17 protein-coding genes are annotated in these 18411 nt (G+C 72.5%); 5 read left to right on the forward strand and 12 right to left on the reverse strand.

All coding sequences use genetic code 11. The features are described from left to right. Positions 1-8 precede the first annotated feature (8 nt). The gene (locus OG247_RS06175) at positions 9-1328 is read right to left on the reverse strand and encodes an ABC transporter substrate-binding protein (RefSeq protein ID WP_327251261.1); all 1320 of its coding nucleotides are present in this window, start codon (positions 1326-1328) and stop codon (positions 9-11) included. A gap of 184 nt (positions 1329-1512) precedes the next feature. Here OG247_RS06175 and OG247_RS06180 point away from each other — a divergent pair, with 184 nt between their 5' ends. Beyond that, complete coding sequence (locus tag OG247_RS06180) at positions 1513-2832, forward strand: ROK family protein (RefSeq protein ID WP_327251262.1); 1320 nt, start codon at positions 1513-1515, stop codon at positions 2830-2832. Between the two features lie 52 nt (positions 2833-2884). Here OG247_RS06180 and OG247_RS06185 read toward each other — a convergent pair whose 3' ends face one another. After that, positions 2885-4240 carry an ABC transporter ATP-binding protein gene (locus OG247_RS06185; RefSeq protein ID WP_327251263.1) on the reverse strand — a complete coding sequence of 452 codons (1356 nt, stop codon included), beginning with the start codon at positions 4238-4240 and terminating at the stop codon, positions 2885-2887. Positions 4241-4576: 336 nt separating this feature from the next. Between OG247_RS06185 and OG247_RS06190 the strand changes: the two genes are divergently transcribed. Then, positions 4577-4768, forward strand: a complete 192-nt coding sequence (locus OG247_RS06190; protein WP_327251264.1) for a hypothetical protein — start codon at positions 4577-4579, stop codon at positions 4766-4768. Between the two features lie 290 nt (positions 4769-5058). Here OG247_RS06190 and OG247_RS06195 read toward each other — a convergent pair whose 3' ends face one another. From OG247_RS06195 to OG247_RS06220, 6 genes are all read right to left on the reverse strand, one after another. Further along, positions 5059-6249, reverse strand: coding sequence for an acyl-CoA dehydrogenase family protein (locus OG247_RS06195; RefSeq protein WP_327251265.1), 1191 nt, complete (start codon positions 6247-6249; stop codon positions 5059-5061). 146 nt (positions 6250-6395) lie between these two features. Then, positions 6396-7457 carry a zinc-binding dehydrogenase gene (locus OG247_RS06200; RefSeq protein ID WP_327251266.1) on the reverse strand — a complete coding sequence of 354 codons (1062 nt, stop codon included), beginning with the start codon at positions 7455-7457 and terminating at the stop codon, positions 6396-6398. Then, on the reverse strand, positions 7454-8638 hold the full coding sequence (locus OG247_RS06205; RefSeq protein WP_327251267.1) for an LLM class flavin-dependent oxidoreductase: 1185 nt from the start codon (positions 8636-8638) through the stop codon (positions 7454-7456). Before OG247_RS06205 ends, OG247_RS06200 begins: the two co-directional genes overlap by 4 nt. 127 nt (positions 8639-8765) lie before the next feature. Next, positions 8766-9299, reverse strand: coding sequence for a hypothetical protein (locus OG247_RS06210; RefSeq protein WP_327251268.1), 534 nt, complete (start codon positions 9297-9299; stop codon positions 8766-8768). Between the two features lie 26 nt (positions 9300-9325). After that, positions 9326-10162 (reverse strand): class II fructose-bisphosphate aldolase, encoded by an 837-nt coding sequence (locus OG247_RS06215; RefSeq protein ID WP_327251269.1) that lies wholly within the window; start codon positions 10160-10162, stop codon positions 9326-9328. Continuing rightward, positions 10159-11061 (reverse strand): SIS domain-containing protein, encoded by a 903-nt coding sequence (locus OG247_RS06220; RefSeq protein WP_327251270.1) that lies wholly within the window; start codon positions 11059-11061, stop codon positions 10159-10161. The genes OG247_RS06215 and OG247_RS06220 overlap by 4 nt, the downstream gene beginning before the upstream one ends. 207 nt (positions 11062-11268) lie before the next feature. On the opposite strand from OG247_RS06220, the gene OG247_RS06225 reads away from it, so the two are divergent. Next, complete coding sequence (locus OG247_RS06225; RefSeq protein WP_243340861.1) at positions 11269-12048, forward strand: DeoR/GlpR family DNA-binding transcription regulator; 780 nt, start codon at positions 11269-11271, stop codon at positions 12046-12048. Between the two features lie 94 nt (positions 12049-12142). Next, entirely contained in the window at positions 12143-12973 is an 831-nt protein-coding gene (locus OG247_RS06230; RefSeq protein WP_327251271.1) for an MBL fold metallo-hydrolase, read from the forward strand. Between the two features lie 17 nt (positions 12974-12990). Here the strand turns inward: OG247_RS06230 and OG247_RS06235 are convergent, their stop codons facing one another. The 3 genes from OG247_RS06235 to tdh all read right to left on the reverse strand — a co-directional run bounded on the left by OG247_RS06235 (position 12991) and on the right by tdh (position 16533). Further along, positions 12991-13905 carry a LysR family transcriptional regulator gene (locus OG247_RS06235; protein ID WP_327251272.1) on the reverse strand — a complete coding sequence of 305 codons (915 nt, stop codon included), beginning with the start codon at positions 13903-13905 and terminating at the stop codon, positions 12991-12993. Positions 13906-14158: 253 nt separating this feature from the next. Continuing rightward, positions 14159-15367, reverse strand: coding sequence for a glycine C-acetyltransferase (locus OG247_RS06240; protein WP_327251273.1), 1209 nt, complete (start codon positions 15365-15367; stop codon positions 14159-14161). Positions 15368-15501: 134 nt separating this feature from the next. Then, positions 15502-16533, reverse strand: coding sequence for an L-threonine 3-dehydrogenase (gene tdh, locus OG247_RS06245; RefSeq protein WP_327251274.1), 1032 nt, complete (start codon positions 16531-16533; stop codon positions 15502-15504). Between the two features lie 205 nt (positions 16534-16738). On the opposite strand from tdh, the gene OG247_RS06250 reads away from it, so the two are divergent. Then, on the forward strand, positions 16739-17650 hold the full coding sequence (locus tag OG247_RS06250) for an alpha/beta hydrolase fold domain-containing protein (RefSeq protein ID WP_327251275.1): 912 nt from the start codon (positions 16739-16741) through the stop codon (positions 17648-17650). A gap of 34 nt (positions 17651-17684) precedes the next feature. Here the strand turns inward: OG247_RS06250 and OG247_RS06255 are convergent, their stop codons facing one another. Then, entirely contained in the window at positions 17685-18401 is a 717-nt protein-coding gene (locus OG247_RS06255; RefSeq protein WP_327251276.1) for a class I SAM-dependent methyltransferase, read from the reverse strand. Positions 18402-18411 lie beyond the last annotated feature (10 nt).

The raw sequence follows: 18411 nt of genomic DNA on the forward strand, positions 1-18411 counted from the left end.
ATCCGTGCCTACTTCTTGGGCATCTGCTGCTGGGCCTTCTCGAGCTTGGCCTTCACCGACTCCGGCGTCACCGGACGGCCGGCCGCCGCGTCGGCGAAGAGCTCCTTGACCGCGGTGCCCACCACCGTCTCGAACTGCGACTCCTCGGGGACCTGCGGCAGGGCGGAGGCGCTCTTGGCGAGGGTGTCGCGCAGGACGGACAGACCGGGGGTGTTGAAGGCGGGGTCCGTCTGCGCGGACTTGACCGGCGGGATGGAGCCGTAGGCCTTGTTGAGGACCTTCTGCTCCTCGTCACCGGTCATGAAGTTCACGAACTTCGTGGCGCCGTCGAGGTTCTTGGTGTTCTTGAAGACGGCCATGTTGATGCCGGCGACCATCGAGTTGGTGGAGGTGCCCTGTCCCGGCGCGCCGGACTGCACGGGCGCGGGGACGACGCCCCACTCGTCCTCCTTCATGCCCTGCGCGGCGAAGGTGGCCGACGCGGTCTGCCACAGCACCATGGCGGTCTTGCCCTTGGCGAAGTCGCTCAGCGACTGGTTCTGGGAGTACTCGGCGTTGCCCTTGGCCACGATCTGCGCGTCTGCCATCAGGTCGACGTACTGCTTGACGGCCTTGACGGCGCCGTCGGAGGTGAAGTCGGCCTTGCCGTCCGCGGTGAAGAAGTCGGCGCCGTGCTGCTTGCCCAGGACGAAGACCTGGTGGATGTTGTTCGACAGGTTGGAGCCCTCGACGCCCAGCCCGGCCTTGCCGTCCTTGGTCAGCTGCTTGCCCGTGGCGACCACCTCGTCCCAGGTGGTCGGCGGCTTGGTGACGCCCGCGTCGGCGAAGGCCTTCTTGTTGTAGTAGAGCGCGTAGGCCATGGAGTACAGCGGGACGGCCGCCGGGTCCTGTCCCTGGACGCCGGTGGAGCCGAGCGCCGACTCCACGAACCGGTCCTTGCCGCCGATCTTCTCGAAGTTCTTGGCGTCCCACGGGAGCAGTGCGCCGCTGGCCTGCAGTGAGGCGCTCCAGGTGTTGCCGATGTTCAGGACGTCGGGGCCCTGACCGGAGGTGGTCGCGGTCAGGATGCGGTTGAGCAGGTCGCCCCACGGCACGACCTCGAGCTTGACCTTGATGCCCGTCTGCTTCTCGAACTTGTCGAGCTCGGGCTGGAGGACCTGCTTGTCGACCTCGAGGCTCGATCCCTGGTTGGAGGCCCAGTAGGTCAGCGTCTTCGGCTGCTCGTTGGACCCGCCCCCGTCGGTGGAGCCGCCACCGCCGCAGGCAGCCGCCCCGAGGACGAGGGAGAGGGTGACGGCGCCTACCGCTGCGACTCTGATTCTGCGCATGGCTCCATGGGCCTTTCAGGAAGGAACGGGATGCCGACTGCGGGGTGGGGGGCGGACGTTCCGCGGTTCGCCCCCAAAACCACATGGCTTAATTTAGGATGTGAGTTAAACCTCAAGCGAAGGACTCGTCAAGAGCGTTCACGCAGGTATCTTGCAGTTATGGGCATCGAAGACAGGGGACAGAGTGCGAGTACGTAGCGGCCGAACAGTGCGTGACCTGCGTCGGGAGAACCGGACCGCCGTTCTGCAACGGTTGTATTTCGACGGTCCCCTGAGCCGCTTCTCGCTGGGTCCCGCCACGGGGCTGAGCTCCGGATCCATCAGCAACGTGGTCGCCGAGCTGGTCAACGACGGCCTGGTGGAGGAAGCCGGGAGCGTCGAGTCGGCCGGCGGACGCCCCAGGACCCTGCTCCGCGTCAGCCCGACCAGCGGCTACATGATCGGCGTGGACGTCGGCGAGACCCGCATCCGCATCGAGCTCTTCGACCTGACCCTGACCGAGCTCGCACGCGTGGAGCGTCCCCTGGATGCGGCGGGGCCCCGCCGCATCGACCGCTACGACGTCGCCGTCGTCGTGCGACACCTCCGCGAGGGCATCGCCGAGGTACTGCAGGCGGCCGCCATCGCACCCGAGCGGCTGCTCGGCGTCGGCATCGGCGTGCCCGGCATCGTCGCCAGGACCGCGGACGGCGCCGTCGTCCACGGCCAGACCATCGGCTGGGACGCCGTCCCCCTGGAGCGGATGCTGCGCGACTCCCGGCTCCTGCCCGAAACCGTCCCCTACTACATCGACAACGGGGCCAAAACCCTCGGCCAGGCCGAAATGTGGTTCGGCGCGGGCCGCGGGGCACGCAACGCGGTCGTCGTGCTCTTCGGCTCGGGTGTCGGCGCCTGCGTGGTCAGCGAGGACACCCGCACCGGCCGCGCCATCGAGTGGGGCCACCTGACCGTACGCGTCCGCGGGCGCCGCTGCCGCTGCGGCGCCCAGGGCTGCCTGGAGGCGTACGCGGGGGCCGAAGCCCTCCTGGAACGCTGGGTCGAGGCCGGTGGGCGCCCGCCGGCCGCCGCCGACGAGGAGACCGCCCTGACCGCGATGCTGGCCGCTGCCTACCCGGCGCCGGGCCCCGACGGCGCCGATGCGCGGGCCGACACGACGGCCCTGGCCGTCCTGGAGGAGACCGCCGAGTACCTCGGCGCGGGATTCTCCGACCTGATCAACCTCTTCCAGCCCGAACGCATCCTCGTCGGCGGCTGGGCCGGCCTGCAGCTCGGCACCCGCTTCCTGGACTCCGTACGGTCCTACGCCACCTCCTACGCCCTGTCGTATCCGGCCGCCAACGTCCGCATCGACCTGGGAACCTTCGGCCCCGACGCCGTCACCGTCGGCGCGGGAATCCTGCCGCTCGCCGACTTCTTCGCGCGGGGCGGCCACGGCACGGAACCCGAACGCGAGGAGCCGCTTCCGGCCTGGCGCACCACGCTGCAGGAGCGTGCGGCGCACTGAACCACCGGGCCACCCCGCACTCCGCGAGGTGGGCCGGCCTGCGCGAGGGAAACTACCTCTCCAGAGGCGCGAGCCCCTCCCCGGCCGGAGACACCCGGCGCCCCGCATGGTCGAAGACGTACAGCTGCCCGAGGTCGACCAGCAGCGGGATCTGGGCCCCCACCCGCACCCGGACGTGCGGCCCCGTGCGCACCACGAGGTCGCTGCGCACCGCCCCCAGCCGCTGCGGATCGGCCCCCGCGTCCGGCCCCTGAGCGGATTGCGGCGGCGCCTCCAGGACCGCCACCGACCCGGACAGCCGTTCCACGGCCCGGTCCCTGAGCCGTCCGAGGCCACTCCGCTGCCGCCTGAGGCCGGCGCGCCCGGGAGCGGCCGGGTGCCGCGCCGACTCCAGGTCCGCCACCACCGCGGGGCGCGAGCCCGTGTCCACGTGCACCAGCGCCTCGTGCCCCTGGTACTCGACGTGCTCGACGATGCCCGTCATCGCCACCTCGCCGGGCCGTGCCTGGCTGGGCGGGGCGATCCTGACCGCCTCCGACCGCAGGCCGACGATGACGGGGCGGCCCTGCTGGATCCGCAGCAGCTGGTGATCCGTGCTGAGGGGCTGGGGAAGGGTGAGCCGGTGCCGTCCCAGGTCGACCCACATGCCCGCGCCCAGCGGCGCGTGGACCACGGCCTGGAGCAGGCTGATGCGGGGTGTTCCGATGAACGCTGCCACGAACACGTTCGCCGGCAGGGCGTAGGTGTCCCGAGGTGAGCTGACCTGCTGCAGCACACCGCCCCGCATGACCGCCACCCGGTGTCCCAGCGACATGGCCTCGGACTGATCGTGCGTCACATAGACGGTGGTGACACCCAGCTCGGAGGTCAACCGGGCTATCTCGGCCCGCAGATGGCCGCGCAGCTTCGAGTCCAGGCTGGAGAGCGGCTCGTCCATCAGGAACACCGACGGCTTGCGGGAGATGGCCCGGCCCATCGCGACCCGCTGGCGCTCGCCGCCCGAAAGCTGTCCGGGGAACCGGTCGAGGAGGTCCTCGATGCCGAGCATCCGGGCGGTGGCCTCCACCTGCGGCTCGTGATCCCCGCGGGGGTCGCGCAGCTTCAGCGGGAAACCGATGTTGGCCCGGCCCGTCATGTTCGGATACAGCGCGAAGCTCTGGAACACCATCGCGATGTCCCGCTCGCTCGGCGGCATGTGGTTGGCGTACGCGCCGTCGAGGAACAGCGCGCCCTCGGTGATGTCCTCCAGCCCCGCGATCATCCGCAGGACAGTGGACTTGCCGCAGCCCGAGGGGCCCAGCAGAACCAGGAACTCGCCCGGCTCGACGGTCAGGGAGACACGCTCGACGGCAAAGGAGTTGCGCCCGTACGTCTTGCTGACATCGCGCAACGCGATGGAACGACTCATAACGATCCGCCCGAAGCTGGGATGGGTGAAGTGAGAGGGGGGTGGGGTGAGTTGAGGTCAGAAGCTAGCCCAGGCCAACCCGTGAGGGAACGCCTTGGCGCAACATCGCCGAATCGAGCCCCGGGCAACCTCGGCGGACGGGGCCCGTTCCACACCTACGGCGAGTCCGGTGTCCGGCCGGGGGCGCAGCCGCGTGACGTGGGGAAACTCGGTTTCCCTACGGGCGAGTTGCCCGATAGCCGCTCATTCCCTTCCTTGACCCCGGCCGAGAACACGCGCTAGGTTCCCGCCACGGGAGAGCGCTCTCCCCGGTCGATCCGTCCATCAGGGGGAAGCATGAACACGCTCCGGGAGCAGGTACTCGACCTACTGCGGCAGGCCTTGAGGGACGAGGGCCTGCCCGACGGACACGTGACCGCCGACACCCACTTCCTCGAGTCCCTCGGCTTCGGCGAACTCACCACCGTGCGCGGCCTCGCCTGCGTCCCCACGGAGGCGCCCGGCGCCGGCACGCGATCCGTTGCCTGAGAGCCTTCGCGTCCTGTTCGGCAGTCAGCCGGCGCTTGACGTCAACGCCCGGCTCTCACCAGGGCAGTTCGGGCTTACCCTGCACGAACGATGCGCGGGCCGGTGCGCCCTGCCGGGACATGGCACGGGCGACGCGCGGGGCGCTCGCGGCGGGCCTGCCCGCCGAAGCCCTGGCGTCCGCGCGCACGGTCGCCCCGTGACGCGCCCCGGCCACCGGCGGCCCGCGGGCCGCACCGGGCCTCCTGCCGCAGGCGCGGCCACGCACCGACCGGGAACCTCGTCGCAGCCGGTCAGCGGCGCACCCTCGGCATGCCGAGGCCGATCCACGAGATGATCTCGCGCTGGATCTCGTTGTTGCCGCCGCCGAAGGTGAAGATGACCGCGCTGCGGTAGCCGCGCTCCAGTTCGCCGTGCAGGACCGCGCCCGCGGAGCCGTCCTTCAGGGAGCCGGCCGCACCGACCACCTCCATCAGCCAGGCGTACGCGTCCCTGCGCGCCTCGGAGCCGTAGACCTTGACGGCGGAGGCGTCCTGCGGGGTGAGGTTGCCGTCCTGGACGGCGTTGACCATCTGCCAGTTCAGCAGCTTCATCGCGTCGAGGCGGGCGTGGGTGCGGGCCAGGCGCCCGCGGACCCAGGAGAGGTCGATGACGCGGCGGCCGTCGGCGAGCTTGGTCTCGGCGGCCCATCGCTGGACGTCGTGCAGGGCACGGATGGCCATGGTGCCGTGGGCGGCGAGGGTGACGCGCTCGTGGTTGAGCTGGTTGGTGATCAGCCGCCAGCCCTTGTTCTCCTGGCCCACGCGGCGGCTCGCGGGCACCCGGATGTTCTCGTAGTAGCTCGCGGTGGTGTCGTGCGAGGCCAGGGTGTTGATGAGGGTGCAGGAGTATCCGGGGTCGGAGGTCGGCAGCAGGAGCATGGTGATGCCCTTGTGGGCGGGGGCGTCCGGGTCGGTGCGGACGGCGAGCCAGACCCAGTCGGCGGTGTCGCCGTTGGTGGTCCAGATCTTCTGCCCGTCGACGACGTAGGTGCCGGTCTCCTCGTCGCCCTCGCGGACGGCCTTGCACTTGAGGGCGGCGAGGTCCGTGCCGGCGTCGGGCTCGCTGTAGCCGATGGCGAAGTCGATCTCGCCCGCGAGGATCTTGGGCAGGAAGTACGCCTTCTGCTCGTCGGTGCCGAACTGCATGATGGTCGGCCCGACGGTGTTGAGGGCCATCAGCGGCAGCGGTACGACGGCCTGGGCGGCCTCGTCGAAGAAGATGAACTGGTCCATGGGCGACATCCCGCGCCCGCCGTACTCCTTGGGCCAGCCGACGCCCAGCCAGCCGTCGGCGCCGAGCCGGCGGATGGTCTCCCGGTAGAAGCGCTTCTGCTCGGCCGGGTCCTCGTACCGCGCGTAGACGTCGTCCGGGATCAGTTCGGCGAAGTAGGCGCGCAGCTCGGTGCGCAACCGCTGCTGCTCAGGCGTGTATTCGAGGTGCACGGCCCCTCCGGGTCTCTCGTGGCTCAAGGTCGCGCGGCCGTCCGCCGCCGCCGCGGGGGCAGACTAGAACCTGTTCCAAGAATCCGGAAGGGTCAGCGGGAAGTCGGCGGCGGCGAACGGCCGGTCAGCGGGCGGTCAGCGGGCGGTCAGCAGGTCACGACCCCGATTCCGTCCCGCCCCGGCCGGATCAGGACCTTGATGTGCGCCTCCGGCTTCCGCAGGGAGGCGAAGGCCGCGTCGAGTCCGCCGAAGCCCGCTTCTCCGGTGACCAGGGACGCGGGGTCGATGCGGCCGTCGGCGAGGCGGGCGAGGGTGGCGCCGAACTCCTCGGGCGGGTAGGCCATGCACATGCGGATCGTGACGTCCTTGTAGATGCCGACCACCGGGCGGATCAGGTCCTCGGTCATCACCCCGCCGATCTGCAGGATCTCGGTGCCGCGCGGGACGGTGTGCAGGAGCTGGTTCAGCATGCCGGGTACGCCCACGCAGTTCACGACCACGGTGGGCCGCGGGCGGGCTCCCGCGAGTTCCGCGCAGAGGCGTACGGGGTCCCGCTCGGCCGGGTCCACCACCGCGTGTGCGCCGAGCCGCAGGGCGGCCGACCGCCGCAGAGCCGACGGGTCGGAGGCCACTACCGGTCCGGCGCCCCGCTCCAGCAGCGCGGCGACGGCTCCGAGGCCGACCGGGCCGCAGCCGATGACCACGGCCGGGGTGTCCTTCCCCGCCCCGCTCCGCGCGATGTTTCCGAAGCCGACGGCCAGCGGCTCGGTGAGGGCGGCGAGGGCGAGGTCCAGGGATGGCGGGACGGGCAGCAAGGCCTGCGCCTGTACGACGATCCGCTCGCCGAATCCGCCGGGGAAGGCATTGCTGTAGCCCACGGTCCGCACGACCCCGCCCGGGTCGACCGCCCAGGGCAGCCCGACGACCCCGGTGCCCGGCTCGGGGCCGGTCGCGCCCGGGCCGTAGGAGAGGACCCGGCCGGAGAACTCGTGGCCCATCACCAGCGGGCGGTCCGGGTCGAAGAGGAAGCTGGTCGTGCCGCTGTCCCGGGAGGCCCGCAGGAACTCCTCGGTGTCCGCCACCGCGCTCAGGTCGGAGCCGCAGATGCCGCAGGCGGCGGTTTCCACGAGCGCCTGCCCGGGGCCGGGCAGCGGATCCGGGTGCTCCCGTACCCGGAACGTGCCGTCTTCGAGCACCGCGGCCCTCAACGGACCTCCCCCTTCCGGGCGATGGCTTCCATCGTGGACCTGCGCATCGCCCCGATGAACCGTTCGCTGTTGCGCCCGGCCCACTCCAGGCTGGCGCGCCGGGCCTCGGTGTGGCCCGTGAGCCGGGGGACGACCCGCTCGGCGAAGAGCTCCAGGCTGCGCAGGGCGGCCGCGGGCTCGGCGAGGTCCAGCCGCAGGATCAGGAAGGTACCGAAGCCGCCCGTCTTCTCGGCGAGTTGCTCGATCCGCCGCACGGCGTCCTCGGGGGCGCCGATGACGGCCCGGCCGAAGGTGGGCAGCCCTTCGGTGGTCCACCGTTCGACGGCGCCGGCCGGGGTGGCGCAGCCGTCGAGGCGGGTCCCGCTCAGCTTCTCGATGTAGTCCACGATGCCGGGCGTGCCGTACTCGGCTTCGCGCAGGGCCTGTTCGCGGGTTTCGGCCAGGTGCACCGGGGTGACCAGCCGCCAGGTGGAGCGGTCGGCGTGGCGGCCGGCCTCGCCGCAGGCCCGCTCGTGGGCGGCCCAGTTGGCGTCGAGCACCGCGTACCCGGTGGGGTCGGCGGCGGCGAGCGAGAGCATCCCGACCCCGTGGCGCCCTGCGAGCACCGCCCCGGTCGGTGACACGGCGGAGGCGACGGCCACGTCCAGTTCCCGGCCCCGGTAGGGCCCGAGCTGGAGCCGGGCCTCCTCCAGGGCGAACCAGTCGGTGGCGGCCGTGACCGTCTCCCCGCGCAGCAGCCGCACGACGGCGTCGAGCGAGTCGGCCGTCATCGTGCGGGATTGGAGCGGATCGACACCCATCATGAAGGCGTCGGAGGGCAGTTGACCCGGTCCGACGCCGAGCATGGCGCGCCCCCGGGACTGCTGGTCGAGCTGGCAGATCCGGTCGGCGAGGATCAACGGCTGGTGGTAGGGCAGGGAGTTGACCCCGGTGCCGAGCATGATCCTGCCGGTGCGTTCGGCGGCCGCGGCGAGGAACACCTCGGGCGAGGCGATGATCTCGTATCCGGCGGAGTGGTGTTCGCCGGCCCACAGCTCCTCGTAGCCGAGCCGGTCGAGGTCGGCGGCGAGGTCGAGGTCCCGGCGCAGCTGGAACGCGGGGTCGCCGTCGGGCCGGTGGTAGGGCGCGAGGAACACCCCGAAACGGTGCGGGAGATACGGCTGCGGCTGGTGCTGCGGCATGTGCGGTGGCCTTCCCTCGGCGGCGCCTGCTCTGCTCCGGCATCCGACGAAACACCGCCCGGGCCGCAGCTTCAATGCCGCCGCGGCCGTCCTCCCACTGAGTGGGAGGACTCCCGCGGGCCGCCGCTCAGGTGTAGAGGAAGACGTAGTCGAAGTAGACGAGGTCGCGGATGCCGTCGAAGCGGAAGGTGCCCGACGGGATCACGTCCAGGCCTTCCTCCAGGGCGACCTTGTCGTACGTCACGCTCTGCTTCCAGCCCGCGCTGGAGGGGATGTACGGTTTCAGCGCGGCGGGCGGCCCGACCAGCGGCCCGACCTCGAAGTGGTGGGCGGGGTCGCTCATGATGCGGTTCGCCGTGCCCTGCTTGAGGTGCGCGACCCCGACCAGCCGCATCCGGGAATCCGGGCTCGGGACCGACCGGGCGCTGTTGGACTCAGACTCGTGCTCGTCGATGGAGTAGCCCAGCCAGTGCGCGTCGGACACGTCGCCCAGCGCCGTCCAGAAGCGCCGGTTGAGCGGGGCCAGATCGGTGCGGGCCTTCTCCGCGTTCTCCTCCTCGGGCCACATCGCGTAGCCGAGCCCCGCCGCGCCGAGCAGCAGCGGGGCCCCCAGTCCCAGAAGGAGCCGCCGTCTGCTGCCAAGGCCCCGCTGTGTGCTCATCAAAGTCCCCCCAGTACCCGTTCCCGTCAGTTCAGGGCGCTGATCATAGCGGCGGCCGTCGCCGTCATCGCCTCCCGTGCGGCGGTCAGATACGGGCGGGGATCCGCGGGGGTCAGATGGGTGCGGATCGCTTCGGTCATCGCCACGTTGAGCGCGGTGCCGATGTTGACCTTGCGGATGCCGCCGGCGACGGCCGCGGCGAGCTCCGTGTCCGGCAGACCGGAGGAGCCGTGCAGCACCAGCGGCACGTCGACCGTCTTCGCGAGGCGGCCGAGCAGCACGTGGTCCAGGGCCGCGGTCCGGCTGGTCATGGCGTGGCTGCTGCCGATGGCGACGGCCAGCGCGTCCACCCCGGAGTCGGCGACGAACCGCCGCGCCTCGTCCGGGTCGGTACGGGCGCCGGGTGCGTGCGGGTCCAGTGGCGCGGCCCCGTTCTTCCCGCCGACCTCGCCCAGTTCGGCCTCGATCCAGAGCCCGTTGACGTGGGCCCAGTCGGCGGCGGAGCGGGTGGCCTCGAGGTTCTCGGCGTAGGAGAGGTGTGCGGCGTCGTACATGACCGAGCTGAATCCGGCGTCCACGGCCTGCCGCAGCAGTTCGGAGCTCTTGACGTGGTCCAGGTGCAGACCGACCGGGACCCCGGCGGCCTCCGCGACGGCCACGGCCGCCCGGCTGATCGGCAGCAGTGCTCCGCCCCGGAATTTGACGGCGTTCTCGCTGAGCTGGAGGACCACGGGCAGTCCGGCCGATTCGGCGCCCGCGACGACCGCCTCGGCGTGCTCCAGCGTGATGATGTTGAAGGCGGCGACGGCGCGGCCCTGGGCGGCGGCCTCCAGGACGAGCCCGCCGGCGGGGACCAGGCTCATCGGACGGCCTCCTCGCCCGTGGTGAGGATGACGGACCGGGTCAGATTGCGCGGCGCGTCCGGGTCCAGCCCCTGGTGGGCGGCGACGGCGACGGCCAGGCGGTGGACGCGGACCAGCTCGGCGAGCGGGTCGAGGTGCCCGGCCACCCACTGGGCTCCGGTCCCCCGGACCTGTTCGGCGAGCCCTTCGGGCGCGTCGCCGAGCGACCAGGTGGCGGTGCCGGGCGCCGAGACGCTGATGGGGCCGTGCCGGTATTCCATGGCCGGGTAGGACTCGGCCCAGGCCAGGGCGGCTTCGCGCATCTTCAGCGCGGCCTCGTTGGCGAGTCCGACGCTCCAGCCGCGCCCGAGGAAGGTGAACTGACCCCGGGTCTCGAGCTCCGCGGGGAGCGGGTCGGCGAGGGCGGCGCGCGCGTCGGCGACGACGGACGGGCTGTGCAGGCCCACGTGGGCGCGCAGCAGGGTGAGGGCAGTGGTGGCGAAGCGGGTCTGGACGACGGACTGCTCGTCGGCGAAGTCGAGTACGACGAGGTCGTCGGCGAGGGTGATGACGGGGGTGGCGGGGTCCCCGATGACGGCGGTGGTGGGCACGCCCGCGTCCCGGAGCCCCGCCAGCAGGTCGAGGACCTCGGTGGTGGTTCCGGACCGGGTCAGCGCGACGACCCGGTCGTAGCGCCGGTGGCGGGGGAACTCCGAGGCGGGGAAGGCGTCGGTCTCGCCCTGCCCGGCCTCCTCGCGCAACACGGCGGCGGCCTGGGCCATGTAGTACGAGGTCCCGCATCCGACGATCGCGGTACGCTCCCCCGGCCGCGGCAGCACCGCCCGGTGATCCGGGGCCAGTTCGGCGGCCCGCTCCCAGCATGCGGGCTGCGTGCCCAACTCGTACGCGACATGGCTCATGGCGGCTCCCTAGCGCGGTGCGTGCACCCCTGAATGCGTGTTCCTGCAAGATAGTGGGCTCTTTCACGCAACTTCAAGCATCTCAGGGATGATCCCTTGCGTTAATCTCGACGCGTAGGCCAAGAGTGGGCGTCGAAGCGAACAGCGAAGCGACCACCGCAGACGCGATCGAAGACACGACCGAAGACGAGACCGAAAGGGCGGCCGATGACCCGCAAGGAACGCTGGCAGACACTGCTGGACCTGCTGGTGGAGCGGGGCGAGCTGGAAGTGGAGCCCGCCGCCGAGGCCCTCGGCGTGTCCGCCGCCACCATCCGGCGCGATCTCGACCAGCTCGCCGAGCAGCAGCTGCTGGTTCGCACGCGAGGCGGAGCGGTCCTGCACGGGGTCTCGTACGAACTCCCGCTGCGCTACCGGACCTCGCGCCGGGCCGCCGAGAAGAGCCGCATCAGCGAGACCGTCGCGGCGCTGATCGTCCCGGGCGAGGTGATCGGCCTGACCGGCGGCACCACGACCACCGAGGTGGCGCGGGCGCTGGCCGCCCGCCCCGACCTCGCCACCGGCTCTCCCGCCCTCACCGTGGTCACCAACGCGCTGAACATCGCCGGCGAGCTGGTCATCAGACCGCAGTTCAAGATCGTGCTCACCGGCGGCGTGGCCCGGCCCCAGTCCTACGAGCTCACGGGTCCCCTCGCCATGGAGGTGCTCGGGCAGCTCTCCGTGGACACCGCCGTCGTCGGCGTGGACGCCTTCGACCCGGCCGACGGGGCCGCAACCCGGCACGAGGACGAGGCCGCCATGAACCGGCTGCTCTGCGAGCGCGCCCGCCGCGTGGTGATCGCGGCCGACTCGAGCAAGCTGGGCGTCCGCGCCTTCGCCCGCATCGTCTCGACCGACGCCGTGGACGTGCTGGTCACGGACACCGGCCTGTCCCCGTCGGTGGCCGAGGCCTTCGAGGCGGCGGGCGTGGAGGTCATCCGCGCCTGAGCACACGGCCGGGGGCGGTCGGCCGGGCACGGTCAGCCGGGGCGCGGTCGGCCCGGCCCGGGGCTGCCCATCCGGGGCGCCCTAGACTCCCCGGATGGCAGACGATCTTCTCCGGCTCACCGTCCTGGGCAGCGCGACGCCCTACCCCCGCGCCGACAACCCCTGCTCCGGCTACCTGCTCGAAAGCGGCGGCGCCCGGGTCTGGGTCGACGCGGGCAGCGGAACCCTGGGACCGCTGCAACGGCACGTCGGACTCGGTGAGCTCGACGCGATATGGATCTCGCACCTGCACGCCGACCACACGGCCGACCTGCTGACCGCGTACTACGGCCTGCTGTACGCCGACGTACGGCGGCCCGCGCCGCTCCCCCTCTACGGGCCGCCCGGCATCGCCGACCGGCTGGCGGGGTTCCTCACCAACGGCCCGGACCGCAGCCCGGTCGAGGCGGCCTTCGAGGTCCACGAGCTCTACGACGGCCACCGCGCGCGGGCCGGAGCCCTCGGCCTCACCAGCCGGGCGGTGTCCCACGGCATGCCCGCCTTCGCGCTGCGCGCCGAGTCGGGGGGCCGGTCCCTCGTGTACTCCGGGGACACGGCGCCCTGTTCGGCCCTGACCCGGTTCGCCGAGGACTGCACGCTCCTGCTCTGCGAGGCCGACAGCTCGGCGCACCCGGCGGACGGCGAACCGGTGCACCACACCCCCGAGGAGGCCGGGGACACCGCCCGCGCGGCCCGCGCCGGGCGGCTGGTCCTCACACACGTCGGCCGGGACATGGATCCGGCCGAGGCGGTGTCCCGCGCCGGCGCACGCTACTCCGGGCCCGTGGACCACGCCGCGCCCGGCGCCGTCTTCACGGTCGGGCAGGGCGCCGGGCCGGTCCTCGAGCAGGCCCTCGAGCAGGCCTTCGGTGGGGCCGTCGGTTAGGCCCGGGACTCCCTCGGTCAGTGTTCCGGGAGCCGGTCCGCCTCACGGGTCAGGGCCGCCAGGACCGGGGCGATCAGCGGGTGCGCCTCGGCGCCGCGCCGGGTGGCGGCGAAGACGCGGCGGGTGGGCGCGGGACCGGACACCGGGCGGACCCGGACCTCCTTGAGGTCCATGCCGCGCAGCGCCGAGCGCGGCACGAGAGCCACTCCGGCGCCGGCGCCGACCAGGGCCACCACGGCCCGGAAGTCGTCGGAGGAGTGCACCAACCGGGGCTGGAACCCTGCCAGTTCGCAGGCGAGGAGCATCACGTCGTGGCAGGGGTTGCCGGGGTACTGGCCCACCCAGTCCGCATCGGAGAGGTCGGCCAGGGACACCTCGGGCAGGTCCCCGAGCGGGTGTCCGGCCGGGAGGACCGCGTCGAAGGGCTCGGCGTAGAGCGGGAGCACGGACAGCCGGCCGTCGTCGGCGCCCGGGGCTCCCCGGTACTCCACGGCCAGCGCCAGGTCCGCCTCCCCGTCGAGCAGGAGCAGCAGGCTCTGGTCGCCCTCCGCGTCGCGTACGCGCAGCCGGATCCCGGGGTGGTCCGCGGCGAGCCGGGTGATGGCGGGGGCCAGTACCTCGGCGATGCCGGTGGCGAAGGCGGCCACGGTGACCTCGCCCGCCGAGCCGCCCGCGTAGGCGGCGAGTTCCGCTTCCGCCCGCTCCAGCTGTGCGAGCACCTCGTGGGCGTGCCCGAGCAGGATCTGCCCTGCCGCGGTGAGCCGGACGCCCCGGCCGCTGCGGGTCAGCAGGGCATGCCCGGTCTCCTGCTCCAGCGCCGCGAGCTGCTGGGAGACGGCGGAGGGGGTGAGGTAGAGGGCTGCGGCCGCGGCGGTCACCGTACGGTGGTCCGCGACGGCCCGCAGGATGCGCAGCCTCCGTGGGTCGATCACGCTGCCATTCTCGCAGGCCGCGGGGCCCTGCCGGGCCGACCGAACGGGCGGGAGGGGCCCGATCCGGTGTGAACCGAGTCGGGGGTCACGCCCTCCGGCCGGGTGCGTGGCCCGGACCGCGCGGGGTGCTGTCCCCTACCCGCCCTTCGCCCGTTCCCCGGGCTCTGCCCGGACCCGTCCTGGGGCTCCGCCCCAGACCCGGTCCTCAAACGCCGGACGGCTGGATTTGCTGCGCACGGGGGCCGGACCGGGCTCAGTTCTCGGCGCCCGTCAGGGCAGCCCGCGCGTCGATGAACGCCGCGATCGCGCGTTCCACGTCGGCCGTGGAGTGCGCGGCCGAGAGCTGGACGCGGATCCGCGCGGCGCCCATCGGCACCACCGGGTAGGAGAAGCCGATCACGTAGACCCCGCGCTCCAGCAGGAGTTCCGCCATCTTGGCCGCCTCCGCCGCGTCGCCGATCATCACGGGGGCGATGGCGTGGTCGCCGGGCAGGATCTCGAAGCCCGCCTCGGTCATCTTCGTACGGAAGAGCGCGGTGTTGGCGGCGAGCCGCTCGCGCAGGTCGTCGGCCGACTCCAGCAGGTCCAGGACCTTGAGGGAGGCCGCCGCGATGACCGGGGCGAGGGAGTTGGAGAAGAGGTACGGGCGCGAGCGCTGGCGCAGCAGTTCCACGATCTCGGCGCGCGCCGCGACGTAGCCGCCGGAGGCTCCGCCCAGCGCCTTGCCGAGGGTGCCGGTGATGATGTCCACGCGGTCCATGACCCCGTGCAGTTCGGGGGTGCCGCGGCCACCGGGGCCGACGAAGCCGACGGCGTGCGAGTCGTCGACCATGACCATGGCGTCGTAGCGCTCCGCGAGGTCGCAGATCCCGGCGAGCGGGGCGACGTAGCCGTCCATGGAGAACACGCCGTCGGTGACGATCAGCTTGCGGCGGGCGCCGCCCTCGGTGGCCTCCTTGAGCCGGGTCTCCAGCTCCGCCATGTCGCGGTTGGCGTAGCGGAAGCGGCGGGCCTTGGAGAGGCGGATGCCGTCGATGATCGAGGCGTGGTTGAGGGCGTCGGAGATCACCGCGTCCTCGGGGCCGAGGATGGTCTCGAAGACTCCGCCGTTGGCGTCGAAGCAGGAGGAGTAGAGGATCGTGTCCTCCTGGCCGAGGAAGGCGGAGAGCCTCGCCTCCAGCTCCTTGTGCACCTCCTGCGTACCGCAGATGAAGCGCACGGAGGCCATTCCGTAGCCCCAGCGGTCCAGGGCCTCCTTCGCCGCGGTGACCACCTCGGGGTGGTCGGCGAGGCCGAGGTAGTTGTTGGCGCAGAAGTTGAGGACCTCACCAGCGGCGCCGCCCGAGGTCACCGCGACGGCGGCGTTCTGCGGGGTGCCGATGACGCGCTCGGGCTTGTGCAGACCCGCGGCGCGGATCTCATCGAGGGTCGTACGGAGGTCCGCGCGGACGGTCTCGAACATGTGCGGTGCTCTCTTTCTCCTGGTGCGGCGAAGGGAGGGGGGCCGGGCCCCGCGGAGGGGGGAGGGTGGTGCGGGGCCCGGCCGGAGGGAAATGGTGTGTGGGGCTGGACGCCCGGGCGCCGGCGCCCGGGTCGCTACGCCTGGGTCCAGTCCAGGATGATCTTGCCGCTGCGCGCGGTCGCGGCCTCGTCGAACGCGGCCTCGAAGTCCCCGAAGGCGTACCGGCCGGTGATGACGGGGCTGAGGTCGAGCCCGCCTTCCAGCAGCACGGTCATCGCGTACCAGGTCTCGAACATCTCGCGGCCGTAGATGCCCTTGATGGTGATCATCGAGGTGACGACCTTGGCCCAGTCGACGGCGAACTCCTGCGCCGGCAGGCCCAGCATGGCGATCCGGCCGCCGTGCGTCATGTTGTCGATCATGTCGCGCATGGCCTCGCCGCGGCCGGACATCTCCAGGCCGATGTCGAAGCCCTCGCGCAGGCCCAGCTGGGCCTGCGCGTCGGCGATGGTCGCCTTCGAGACGTCGAGCGCGAGGGTGGCACCGGCCTTGCGGGCGATCTCCAGACGCTCCGGGCTGACGTCGGTGATGACCACGTTGCGCGCTCCCGCGTGCCGGGCCACGGCCGCCGCCATGATCCCGATCGGGCCCGCGCCGGTGATCAGTACGTCCTCGCCGACCAGCGGGAAGGAGAGCGCGGTGTGCACGGCGTTGCCGAACGGGTCGAAGATCGCCGCGACATCGAGGTCCACCTTCGTCCGGTGCACCCACACGTTCTGCGCGGGCAGCACCACGTACTCGGCGAAGGCGCCGTCGCGCCCCACTCCGAGCCCGATCGTGCTGCGGCACAGGTGGCGGCGCCCGGCCAGACAGTTGCGACACGTCCCGCACACCAGGTGGCCCTCGCCGCTGACCAGCGCGCCGACCTCGATGCCGGTGACGCCCGCGCCGAGCGCGGCCACCTCTCCGACGAACTCGTGACCGAGCACGAGCGGGGTCTTGACGGCGCCCTGCGCCCAGCCGTCCCAGTTGCGGATGTGCAGGTCCGTCCCGCAGATGCCGGTGCGCAGCACCCTGATCAGCACGTCGCCGGGGCCGTACTCGGGCTCGGGAACGTCCATCAGCCACAGCCCGGGCTCGGCCTTGTGCTTGACGAGTGCCTTCATGGGGGTGGCTCCAGGCATGCGGAGGGGAGCGCTACGGGGCGTGCGGGCCGGGCAGCGTCGGACGACACCAATCTGCCGACCTGCGGGTGATCAGTCCATCGAGGATTTCTTAAGCGGGTCCACAGCCCAGCTTCACGCCTATGCTCCTCAGGTGACGGGCAGGGGCCGGGGAGTGGGCCGGGCCGGGAATGGGGAGGTGAGGGGCGTGCCGAGTCTGCGCAGCAGAGCGCTTTCGGCCGCGCTGATCGCGGCGGGGCGGCGAAGACGGTTCGGGAGCGCCGAGGCGGTCCGTACCCGGGTGGCGGAATCGATGCGGCGCCCGGCGTCGCACCTTCCCCCGCGTTCGCTGGGCCGGGTGGCAGAGGTCTCGCGGACCTTCGTGGGGGCCTGGCCGGTGTACGAGGTCTCGCCGCTCGGCGTGGAACCGGCCGCCCGGGTGCTGTACGTGCACGGCGGCGGGTACATCAACGAACTGGTCCGGGCGCACTGGTCGCTGATCCGGACCCTGGTCACGCAGGCGCAGGCCCGGGTGGTCGTACCGGCGTACATCCTGGCCCCGCGCGGAACCGCCGACCGGACCGTCCCGGTCGCCGCCGATCTGCTCAGCGGCCTGATCGCGAGCGGGGGCGCGGGCGGCACGGTGCTCCTCGGCGATTCGGCGGGCGCCGGGCTGGCGCTGGCCGCGGCACAGCGGCTGCGCGACCGCAACGGGGCGCAGCCGTCCCGGATCGTGTTGATCTCGCCCTGGCTGGACGTGTCCATGAGCCATCCCGACCAGGCGGCCATCGAGGCGGGCGACCCGATGCTGGCCCGCCCGGGCCTGCGGGAGGCCGGACGCTTGTACGCGGGCAACCTGGCGGCCGACGATCCCCGGGTGAGCCCGCTGCACGGGTCGTTCGCGGGGCTGGCCCCGCTGACGGTCTTCACGGGCACCCGGGACGTCCTGTCGACCGACAGCCGCGAACTGCTGGCCAAGGCGCGGGCGGCCGGCGCCGAGGTGGAGTTCATCGAGGAGCCGGGGCTGCCGCACGACTACCCGCTGCTGCCGGTCCCGGAGGGCAGGGCGGCCCGCGACCGGATCGTGGAGCTGGTCCGCGCGGCGGCGGCGGAGTCCTGAGCCGCCACCGCCTCCTGCCGGCCCCTGAGGAGCCTCAGGCCACACAGTTCATCAGGGAGCCGACGGGCGCCGTGCGGTAGCGGGCCCAGTAGGTCTCGTCCCGGGTCGCGCAGGCGGGCGGGGTCCGGGTCGGCTGCCAGGTCACGGTGGCGAAGCCGGCGTCGGCGGCGGCTTCCGCGAAGTCGGCGTGGGCCCACTCGCGGCATTCGAACGGGACCGGCGGGTCGGTCTCCAGCCGCGCCCGCAGCAGCGGGGCGTCCCCGCCGGGAGCGCGCTCGACGACGCTGATCCCGTACGGCTCCCAGTCCGCGTACGGGAAGGCCCCCGGGTTCGGCACGATGGCGAGGAGCCGCCCGCCGGGGCGCAGGTTGGCGCGTACGGCGCGGAACATGGCGTGCAGGGCCGCCCGGTCGTGAGCCTGGTTGAACAGGTACACGGCGGTGGCCAGGTCGAACGGTCCCAGGGCCGGCATGTCGGCCGCCGCGTCCGCGACGACGTACTCGACGCGGTGCGCGAGGCCCGCGCCGGTCTCCCGGGCCCGGCGGATCCGCTCGGGGCAGCTGTCGACGCCCACCGTCCTGCGGGCCCCGCCGCTCGCCAGCAGCCGGGTGGTGCTCCCGTGACCACAGGCCATGTCGAGGGTGTCGAGGCCGCGGACGCCGCCGAGGGCGTCGAGGGCCGTGCTCAGGGTGAAGGCATCGGCGACCGAGAAGGCCGGCGGGGGCGTTGACGTGTCGTACTGCTGTCGCATGTCCGAAAGC

The organism is Streptomyces sp. NBC_01244 (genome assembly GCF_035987325.1).
In the GTDB taxonomy this organism is placed as follows: Bacteria; Actinomycetota; Actinomycetes; order Streptomycetales; family Streptomycetaceae; genus Streptomyces.